Genomic DNA, 9,321 nt, shown 5'->3' on the forward strand with positions numbered 1-9,321 from the left:
CGAGGCGGCTCGCAAGCCGCTGGTCGCGACGCAGGCGTGATCGCGACAGGTAAACTTGCCGATCTGGTCGCGTTGCACGGCGATGGGCCGGATATGGCGGGGCGCAAGGGCGATCTGGTACTTGATGCCTATATCTTCGCGGGCGATGATCGCCTGATCAGTGACCTCTGGTCCGCCGGGCGACACTTGGTCACAGATGGTCAGCACCACGCACATGATGCGATCTCACGCGCCTATGTCGCCACAATCACCAAATTGCGCAGCCTGTGAGCGCAATCGTATGACCACACTCACCTGGCAATCAGTGCAGGCTGAGGCGCTGCGCCGCATCCACAGCCGCGAATGGCCCCCCGGCGCGCAAATCCCGAATGAAGCCGAGCTTGCGATGGAACTCGGATGCGCCCGTGCCACCGTCAACCGGGCGTTGCGCGAACTGGCCGAAGCGGGCCTGCTGGAGCGGCGTCGCAAAGCCGGAACCCGCGTGTCCCTGCATCCGGTGCGCAAGGCAACGCTGGAAATCCCGATCATCCGCAAGGATATTGAAAGTCGGGGGTTCGCCTATGGCTACCGCTTGCTGGAACAGCGCGAAGGGCATGCGCCCGCCGACATCCAAATTGCCTTTGGTCCCCCTATGAGGCAAGCCATGATCCATGTGCGTGCGCTGCATCTTGCCGATTCGGCGCCGTTTTGTCTTGAGGACCGCTGGATCAACCCGGCGGCGGTGCCGGGTATCACAACTGTCGATTTCGCCGGACAAAGCGCCAATGAATGGCTGGTGCAGAATGCGGCGTTTTCCGGCGGGGATTTTGGTTTCGGTGCGGTAAATGCTGATGAAATTGCCGCCCGCGACCTCGGCTGCACGCCCGGTGCCGCACTCGTGACAGTGGAGCGCACGACATGGGCCGGAAGTCTGCCGATCACCTCGGTACGCCTGTCCTACGCGCCCGGCTACCGGATGCTGACAACGATCTGAGTGCGAACCATCCACTGAATTCATCTTGGCAAAAATACCTGAACGCTTTGGCAAACACCAAGCGCGTGTCGGGATCGTCGCCGGAAATTCTTCGTCGAAGAATTTTCAACCGCCCGTCGCGCCATATCTTTGCCGGAGTGCGGCGCGCAATGCTTCTGCCAGGTCGCCTTTGGCCTGCCCGCTGTCGTAAAGGCAGATGTAGCAATCGCCGAGCGCAGGCAATTCTGTCTCCGGTCCAATCGCAACGCACCCCGGCGCCAATTGCCCCTCGATCAGCGCTGAAACGGCCAAACCGGCGGCCACATTGGCCTCCACCACCGTCTCACTCTCGCCTTCATAGGCAGTTTCCCAGACGATCCCGGCCGCATCCAGGGCCTTTTGCGCGGCCCCGCGGAACACACAGGTGTCTTTGAAGGCCAGCCGCAAAGGCCGCGCCTCCACCGCGCGCAAGTCGGGCGAGCATATCCAGACCAGCCGATGCTTGGCCAGCACCTCCACACCCTCCGGCACTGGAAATTCGGTGGTCAGGATCATGTCGAACTCCCCCGCGCGGAACGCTTCTCGCAACGAAATGCTGCCGGAGGAAACCAGCTTGATCCGCATTTTCGGATAGCCGATGGACAGATCGCGCAGGATCGCCGGCATCTGCGGCGCGATAATGTCACACGGGACGCCGAGGCGCAGCTCCACGTCGAAGGTTTCGGGCGCAAGGCGCATCAGCGCCTCATCGTTCAGTGCCATCATCCGCCGCGCATAGGAGATCAGCTTTTCGCCTTCCGGCGAGGGTTTCATCTTGCGGTTGCCACGATGGAAAAGCTGCACACCGAGCGTTTCCTCCAACCGACGGACCTGCATCGACACCGCCGATTGCGTCAGGTTCAGCACGCCTGCCGCACGGGTCACACCTCCCGCGTCGGCCACAGCAAGCACAGCGCGGAGCGCGGAAGTATCAAGATTGCGCGACATATCAAAATCCGTTCTGCTGAAACCAACAATCATTCATTTCCATGATGGAGCAGAAAGGATCATAAATCAAGAATCAGAATGTTTCAGTTCAAACAGATCACGAAAGGAAATGACGATGACAACGACTTCAACCTGCGGATACGGTCCGGAAAAATCCTTGCGTCCTTTACTTCTTCGCGGTTTATGCGCCTGGCCACGGCTTTTCTCCCTGCGTCGGGACCGCCGCGCCCTCGCTCGGCTCGACGCGGCGCGGCTTTGTGATCTGGGTCTTACTGCTGCGGAAGCAAAGACCGAAAGCCGCCGTCCGATTTGGGATGCCCCAGCGCATTGGCGCGAAAAACCACGGTGAATTGCACCGATACGCTGAATTTTGCTGAAAAGGCGCAGAATATGCCAATGGAAATACTTGATATCCATGTCCAAACCCCCAATATTCAATACCAGCTAGGTCTGTCACAAACAAAGACCTGACATGGACTTCAACCGGAGGCTTTTATGGCTCAGTATCAAACCACAACATCGGTCGGCGCGGGCACCCGCAGCGCGCAGATTGATGCCGGGCTCAAGGCCCATATGAACAAGGTCTATGGCATCATGTCGGTGGGCATGTTGCTGACCGGGGCCGCAGCTTGGGCGATTGCCGGGCTTGCCACCACAACCGACCCTTCGGCCGCAGCGGCGCAGATCGGCACCAGCCAATATCTGACCAGCTTTGGCGTCACGCTTTACACTTCGCCGTTGAAATGGCTGGTGATGCTGGCACCGCTCGGCATGGTTTTCGCGTTCAGCGCGATGATCAACCGCATGTCGCAAGCGGCGGCGCAACTGTTCTTCTTTGCTTTTGCAGCGATGATGGGCGTGTCGTTGTCGTCGATCTTTCTGGTCTATACCAGCACCTCGATCGCGCAGACCTTCCTGATCACGGCAATCGCGTTTGCCGGCTTGTCGCTTTATGGCTACACCACAAAGAAAGACCTGTCCGGCATGGGTACTTTCCTGATGATGGGCCTGATCGGTTTGATCGTGGCGATGGTCGTGAACATCTTCCTCGCCTCCTCGGCGCTTGCATTCGCGATCTCTACCATTGGTGTGCTGATTTTTGCGGGTCTGACCGCCTATGACACCCAGTCGATCAAGACCGAGTACATCGCCAACGCACAGCAAGGCAACAGCGAGTGGTTGGGAAAGTCGGCGATCATGGGCGCGTTGCGGCTCTATCTCGACTTCATCAACATGTTCATGTTCCTGCTGCAATTCATGGGCAACCGCAACTGAGCGGGCAGGCATAAACGGTTTCAGGGCCGCCTTCGGGCGGCCCTTTCCGTTTCAGAGAATTGAACTGCACTTTGAACTGTAGGGAAAATAACGCGGCAAGAAATGAAAAAGCCGCGCAAAAGCGCGGCCTCATCTTTGGTTCGGGTCGGCAGATCTTACTTGATCTTGCCTTCCTTGTACTCAACATGTTCACGCTTGACCGGGTCATATTTTCGTACAACCATTTTCTCGGTCATGGTGCGGGCGTTCTTCTTGGTCACATAGAAGTGCCCGGTGCCCGCCGTCGAGTTCAGACGGATCTTGATCGTCGTCGGCTTCGCCATTTTCGTCTCTCCTACCGCCCGGAAAGCAGTGCTTCCGGTGAAATCCTTAGCTGATCTGCCTTTTAGCCACGATACCGGCAGAGTCAACCGTCAAAGCGGTGGCTTGACCATCAAATTGAACGCCTGCGGCGTATTCGTTTTCTGGCGCTTCGCGCCATGCCTTCGGCGAGGATATTTTTGCAGAGAAGACATGCAGGTGTCGGACACCGTGGCCGCAGTCAGTCAGAATTTGCGCGGATGGCCTGTAAGCCGGATTCTGTTCCAGGGGTTTCCCCCCTTCGATGACCATTCCTCTGCCCCCACTGTCACCAGTGCGGTCTAGCTGCCAACCCGGACCTCGGGGCTGATGCGTCCCTGCTCTTGCCCGAAAGCAACCGCGTGAGGTCCCTATTCGGCATTGCTCCGGGTGGGGCTTGCCATGCCGTCCGTGTTGCCACGTCCGCGGTGGGCTCTTACCCCACCGTTTCACCATTACTCTGCAAGCAGAGCAGTTTCTTCTCTGTGGCGCTTTCCCTTGGGTTACCCCAGCCGGGCGTTACCCGGCACCCTTGCCTCATGGAGTCCGGACTTTCCTCGCGCATGGCGGTTTCCCTTGCGGGACGACGCCACACACGCGGTCATCCGGCCATCCGCGCGAAATGGGATTTAGCCGACCGGCCCGTCCTGGTCAATTGCAAAGCGCAGCATGAGGCTTTGGGCAAGACCGGCATCCAAGCCATCCACGCTCCCTTTTGCCCATGGGCGAAAGCGCAGGCGGAACGCGGCAAGCAAGGTCTCGGTCGGCGCGGCAGGATATCCGAATCGCTGCACGAAAGCCGCGAAACTTTCGGCTGGGGCAGTTTGGCCAAGCGGTTCCGGCCAGACTGCCAGGCCCGTCCGCGCCAGTCGGCGCCAATCGAACCGCGCACCGGGATCGGTCTTGCGACCCGGCGCCATGTCGGAATGACCGATCACCGCTTCTGGCGGCAGGTTCCAGCGCGCCAGTATCCCCGCCAGCAAGGTTTCCAACGCCCGCATTTGCGGCTCCGGAAACGGCTCGGCACCGTCATTCGCCAGTTCAATCCCGATGGAGCGGGAATTGATGTCATCGCGACCACACCAACTGCCCGCCCCTGCGTGCCAGGCACGCGCGGTTTCGGGCACCAGTGCCAGTAGCGTGCCGTCATAATCCAGCAGGTAATGCGCGGAAACCTCATGTCTTGGGTCGCACAGACGCGCTGCGGCCGCGGCACAACTTTCCATCGCGGTGTAGTGGATCACCACAAGTTCCGGCACCAAGCCACCGCGCCGCTCTCCGAAATTCGGGGAAAGTGGCACGGGCGCGTTACTGGAGGGCTGTACGGAACGGGCGCGGATCCCAGCCGCAGGCAAAGCCATCGCCATCGGGGTCAAGCCCCATGCCGTCCTTTTGCGGGCCGCCCTTCGCCAAAAACGCCTCCTGCGCGAGGTCAGGGGAGGCGTATTTGGCACAGGTCACCAGCGGATCACGCTGAAACAATCCGCCGCCGCGCTTGTATATTTGCGTGCCCGGACTGTTCGTGGTTGATAAAGCGAATTGCACGATGCTCGGGCCGAGGTTGCCTGTGCGCTGTGGCAAGGCGGTCGGTTCGACCACATGATATTGTGCCCGGTTTTCTGCCAGACGTTCCTTGTCGCTCGCGATGGTTTCGCGAGAGGAGACCGCTTTGAAATCCTGTTCATCCGAGATGGCGCTGCCGCCCCGCATTTCACCGGACTCCTCCTTGATCCCGGCAGGAGCATTGCCGCGCGGACGGTCCGCAACATAGCTGCCGCCAGTCTGCGCAGGGGGGGTGTTGGGTTGCACTGGCGTTGCGGCCCCGATCACCCGCCCTTGCGGAACGGCAGTCCGGCTTTCGGCATTGTCGATTGCCGCGCCGACGCCTTCCGTGGAAAAGACCGGTTGCGCCGATTGCTGCTGCGGGATTGCCGTCATCGGTCGGCCCGCAGTCCGCTCTGCCGCATCGCGTTGACGCATGTAGTCCGAATAGTCACCGAAACCCACGCCAGCCCCGGAATCCGGTACCGGCTGAGTACAGGCGGTCAGGACCGAACAGACGAACAGAAGTTTCGACAATTGCATACAACGCTCCGGCACAGGGAATTGTGCTGGCCTTACCACCATTTTTCCGGTTTGACCACAAAGCCTGCCGCGCGCTCCAGCACATAGGCGTGATTCAGCAAATCCGCTTCCTCCCACGGCTTGCCGATCAGTTGCAACCCCAGGGGCAGACCTTGTTTATCCTGACCGACGGGAACCGAAATCCCAGGCAGACCAGCCAGGTTCACCGTAACAGTGAACACGTCGTTCAGGTACATCTGGATCGGATCGGCATTCGCCATCTCGCCCAAGCCAAAGGCGGCACTTGGCGTTGCCGGTGTCAGGATCGCATCAATTCCGGCGGCAAAAACCTGATCGAAGTCCTGCTTGATCAGCGCCCGCACCCGCCGCGCCCGGTTGTAATAGGCGTCATAGAAACCGGCTGACAGTACATAGGTTCCAATCATCACGCGGCGCTGCACCTCATGACCGAAGCCTTCGGCGCGGGTCTTTTCATACATTTCGGTGATGCCGTCACCGGGGCCCAGTTTCGCGCGGTGGCCATAGCGCACGCCGTCATAGCGGGCGAGGTTCGACGAGGCCTCGGCAGGCGCAATCACATAGTAGGCGGGCAGCGCATATTTGGTATGTGGCAGGGATATATCAACAATTTCAGCACCTGCGTCTTTCAGCATCGCGGTGCCATCAGTCCAAAGCGCCTCGATCTCGGCGGGCATGCCCTCCATCCGGTACTCACGCGGGATGCCGATCTTCCTGCCCCTGATATCGCCGGTCAGCGCCGCCTCGAAATCCGGCACTGCGAGTTCAGCGCTGGTGCTGTCTTTCGGATCGTGCCCCGACATCGCGCCGAGCATGATCGCCGCATCGCGCACCGATTTCGTCATCGGTCCTGCTTGGTCAAGCGAGGAGGCAAATGCCACCACGCCCCAACGGCTGACGCGGCCATAAGTCGGTTTGATCCCTACAATCCCGGTGAACGCCGCAGGCTGGCGGATGGAGCCGCCGGTATCGGTGCCGGTTGCCGCCAAGCACAGATCTGCCGCCACCGCCGCAGCCGACCCACCGGAGGATCCGCCGGGCGTCAGAGCCCGGTCATCGACCTTCCATGGGTTGATGGCGTTTCCGTAACAGGATGTTTCATTCGATGACCCCATCGCGAATTCATCCATGTTCAACTTGCCGAGCATCACCGCGCCGGCGTTGAAAAGCTGTGCGGTCACTGTGGATTCGTATTCTGGTTTGAAACCTTGCAGGATCCGGCTGCCTGCCTGCGATGCCACGCCCTTGGTGCAAAACAGGTCCTTGATGCCAAGCGGGATGCCGCACATCGCAGGTGCATCCCCGGTCTTGATCCGCGCATCAGCCGCGCGCGCCATATCGAGCGCAAGTTCCGGCGTCTTGTGGACAAACGCGTTCAGCCCGTCGCCTGCGTCCATCGCGGTCAGACAGGCCATGGTCAGATCGGTTGCCGTCAGTTCACCTTGGCGCAGCGCATCGCGGGCAGCGGCAATGGTCAGTTCGTTCGGATGTGTCATTCCACCACCTTCGGCACTGCAAAGAATCCTTCTCGCGCATCCGGAGCGTTTTTCAGGATTTGCGCCGGAATATTACCATCGGTCACCACGTCCGCGCGCCGTTTCAAGCGCATCGGGGTCACCGACGTCATCGGCTCCACCCCTTCCACGTCAACTTCGTTGAGCTGTTCCATGAAGCCGAGGATGCCCGAGAGTTCGGTCGCGAGTGCGGCCAAATCCGCCTCATCCACCCGGATCCGGGCGAGTTTCGCGACCTTGCGCGCGGTATCAATATTAATGGACATGACAGCCCCTTTTTCTGCTTTGAGCAGGGTTTAACCGGGGCCGGGGATGGGTGCAAGCGGCAGGGACCGCGCGGAGTAGCAATCGCATGCGGTTCGGCAGACAAGCTGCTGTTTTGTTCGATTTCACGGCAATCTCACGCGGATATCCCGGCGCGACCCTGCCGGTTTCAAGCCTGTGGCAACCACGGATGGGATACGGGTCGCAGATGGGCGAATCCGTTCGAACGGTGCAACCCGGCCGCGACGATCAGGGAACGATGGGATCGTCGCAACCCGTTCCTGCCTTGGAGACAAGTATGAAAACCGCACGGAACCATATGACCACACCCCATCTGAGCTATGCCGATTGGAGAGATCTTGCCGCCGGTTTGGGCTGTGTCGGGGTTGAGGTGCGCAACGACATTGCGACTGCTCTGTTCGATGGCGTGCCTGCTTCGGGTACGGAAAAGATGGCGGCGGATGAGGGGATGCGACTGGTTGGCCTGAACCTTGTCGATCGGTTCGACGCACGGAACCCTGAAGGGGCGGCGGCCGTGCGGGCGCTGATCGCCACCGCAAGAGCGGCGGACGCTGAAACCATCAGCCTGATCCCGCCCAACGATCGTACCGGGCCGGGAATCGGAAAGCGGCAGGCGAATTTACGGCCGTCGTTGAAACCGATTTCACCGCTGATGCAGGGCAAAAACTTACTGACCTGTTGTGGAGGATTTGGGCTTTGCGCGTTGATCACTGCACTCCGAACAAGAACTGGTCGAGACCATCGAGGCGTTGAGCGCAGATGCACATTTCAAACGGTTGCATGACACGTTCCGCCAGACTCTCACCGATCGTGTCGCGATTACTCCGGGACAAACCGGTATCGTGCATTTATCGGGCGCGGTCGCCCCGGCGCTGCCGCTTGATCAGATGGAAGACGAGCATCGCGTGTTGGTTGACGCTCACAACCGGATCGCCAGCGCCGCGCGCACTTGCGAAATGGTGTTCGAATGGCAGTACCATGTCATTCCAGGCCGAGAGTTTGCGGCAATCGGCAAAGGCAATATGTCGGCCTTCATCTTCGCGGCGCTGGCGATCCGGTTTCATGTGATCCGGAAATTCACGGATTACGCCAAACACCTCTATGCCACCCACTCAAGCGAGGATGCCGCACGGCATATCGGGGGCAATGGCGCGCGGCACGACCTCCTGCTCCATGTGATCGCCGCAGTTCTGGCGTCGATTGAAGCACGTGTGTCGGCGTCGAAAACCTGACGGCGCGGGCAGACATGGGGGTGTTATATGAACTTGAAGCGATTGCTATGACGGTGATCGGCCGCGTCCGCGACGCCCCGCAAACGACATTTAGGGTGAATATGTGGCGATCTTCGGTGACAACGGCACAGGAAAATCAGTCTTTTCGCGCCAGATCACCGACTTAGACAGCCACAAGGCGCGACATGCTGCCCAAAGGTGAGGTGGTGAATTTCGTCGATCCACTGGACGCCAGGAAGGTCAGGATTGAGAGGACGCTCCAAACGCTGGCCTTGGCAGATCATCTCGAAATGTCCAACACTCTGTTTTTGGGCCGCGAAACGATCAATTTCGGCTTGGACCGTTTTCGACCCTAGATCACAAGGCGATACACGAGGCGACCCTGGCGGCATTGGCCAACACCGGGGGCAAGAGTCCCGGTAGCCTCAACACCATCGAGCGGATGTCGGGCGGCCAGCGCCCGCATGGCGACGTTTTACCCCTGGGCGGACCATCATGGACGAGCCGTCAGCGGCATGGGCGGGCAGGAAAGCGAGCAAGTGCAAAACGCTCCCCTCCTTGCACGCGGCAGGTGCGCCGCTGATGCTGATCCGCAACAACATGCGACAGGTTTTCGATCTGGTAGTCCGCATTG

At 59.9% G+C, this 9,321-nt stretch carries 11 protein-coding genes, 1 other RNA gene and 1 pseudogene; 5 read left to right on the forward strand and 8 right to left on the reverse strand.

Annotated elements, in window-relative coordinates; all coding sequences use genetic code 11:
- Both L0H65_RS08650 and L0H65_RS08655 read left to right on the forward strand, forming a co-directional pair.
- Nucleotides 1-270: pseudogene (locus L0H65_RS08650) on the forward strand (formimidoylglutamate deiminase); the annotation flags it as partial.
- 10 nt (nt 271-280) lie between these two features.
- Nucleotides 281-973, forward strand: a complete 693-nt coding sequence (locus tag L0H65_RS08655; protein ID WP_301458474.1) for a GntR family transcriptional regulator — start codon at nt 281-283, stop codon at nt 971-973.
- Nucleotides 974-1,078: 105 nt separating this feature from the next.
- Here the strand turns inward: L0H65_RS08655 and L0H65_RS08660 are convergent, their stop codons facing one another.
- Together L0H65_RS08660 and L0H65_RS08665 are read right to left on the reverse strand one after the other, a co-directional pair.
- Nucleotides 1,079-1,939, reverse strand: coding sequence for a LysR family transcriptional regulator (locus L0H65_RS08660; protein WP_301458475.1), 861 nt, complete (start codon nt 1,937-1,939; stop codon nt 1,079-1,081).
- Between the two features lie 66 nt (nt 1,940-2,005).
- Nucleotides 2,006-2,356: a hypothetical protein gene (locus L0H65_RS08665; protein ID WP_301458476.1), complete on the reverse strand. Its 351-nt coding sequence runs from the start codon at nt 2,354-2,356 to the stop codon at nt 2,006-2,008.
- Nucleotides 2,357-2,434: 78 nt separating this feature from the next.
- Here L0H65_RS08665 and L0H65_RS08670 point away from each other — a divergent pair, with 78 nt between their 5' ends.
- Nucleotides 2,435-3,214, forward strand: a complete 780-nt coding sequence (locus L0H65_RS08670; RefSeq protein ID WP_301458477.1) for a Bax inhibitor-1/YccA family protein — start codon at nt 2,435-2,437, stop codon at nt 3,212-3,214.
- A gap of 155 nt (nt 3,215-3,369) precedes the next feature.
- On the opposite strand, the gene rpmG is transcribed toward L0H65_RS08670, so the two are convergent.
- The 6 genes from rpmG to gatC form a co-directional block, all read right to left on the reverse strand.
- On the reverse strand, nt 3,370-3,537 hold the full coding sequence (gene rpmG / locus L0H65_RS08675) for a 50S ribosomal protein L33 (protein ID WP_017928995.1): 168 nt from the start codon (nt 3,535-3,537) through the stop codon (nt 3,370-3,372).
- A 229-nt stretch (nt 3,538-3,766) separates the two neighbouring features.
- Nucleotides 3,767-4,170: RNase P RNA component class A (rnpB, locus tag L0H65_RS08680), an RNA gene on the reverse strand.
- Nucleotides 4,171-4,182: 12 nt separating this feature from the next.
- Nucleotides 4,183-4,854, reverse strand: a complete 672-nt coding sequence (locus tag L0H65_RS08685) for an N-acetylmuramoyl-L-alanine amidase (RefSeq protein ID WP_301458478.1) — start codon at nt 4,852-4,854, stop codon at nt 4,183-4,185.
- A 7-nt stretch (nt 4,855-4,861) separates the two neighbouring features.
- The gene (locus L0H65_RS08690; RefSeq protein ID WP_301458479.1) at nt 4,862-5,638 is read right to left on the reverse strand and encodes a hypothetical protein; all 777 of its coding nucleotides are present in this window, start codon (nt 5,636-5,638) and stop codon (nt 4,862-4,864) included.
- Between the two features lie 32 nt (nt 5,639-5,670).
- Nucleotides 5,671-7,152, reverse strand: coding sequence for an Asp-tRNA(Asn)/Glu-tRNA(Gln) amidotransferase subunit GatA (gene gatA / locus L0H65_RS08695; protein ID WP_301458480.1), 1,482 nt, complete (start codon nt 7,150-7,152; stop codon nt 5,671-5,673).
- Nucleotides 7,149-7,436, reverse strand: a complete 288-nt coding sequence (gene gatC / locus L0H65_RS08700; RefSeq protein WP_301458481.1) for an Asp-tRNA(Asn)/Glu-tRNA(Gln) amidotransferase subunit GatC — start codon at nt 7,434-7,436, stop codon at nt 7,149-7,151. Before gatC ends, gatA begins: the two co-directional genes overlap by 4 nt.
- An 86-nt stretch (nt 7,437-7,522) precedes the next feature.
- On the opposite strand from gatC, the gene L0H65_RS08705 reads away from it, so the two are divergent.
- Together L0H65_RS08705 and L0H65_RS08710 are read left to right on the forward strand one after the other, a co-directional pair.
- Nucleotides 7,523-8,239 carry a hypothetical protein gene (locus L0H65_RS08705; protein ID WP_301458482.1) on the forward strand — a complete coding sequence of 239 codons (717 nt, stop codon included), beginning with the start codon at nt 7,523-7,525 and terminating at the stop codon, nt 8,237-8,239.
- Entirely contained in the window at nt 8,205-8,687 is a 483-nt protein-coding gene (locus L0H65_RS08710; RefSeq protein WP_301458483.1) for a hypothetical protein, read from the forward strand. The genes L0H65_RS08705 and L0H65_RS08710 overlap by 35 nt, the downstream gene beginning before the upstream one ends.
- Nucleotides 8,688-9,321 lie beyond the last annotated feature (634 nt).

It is taken from the genome of Pseudorhodobacter sp. (assembly GCF_030452865.1).
In the GTDB taxonomy this organism is placed as follows: Bacteria; Pseudomonadota; Alphaproteobacteria; order Rhodobacterales; family Rhodobacteraceae; genus Pseudorhodobacter.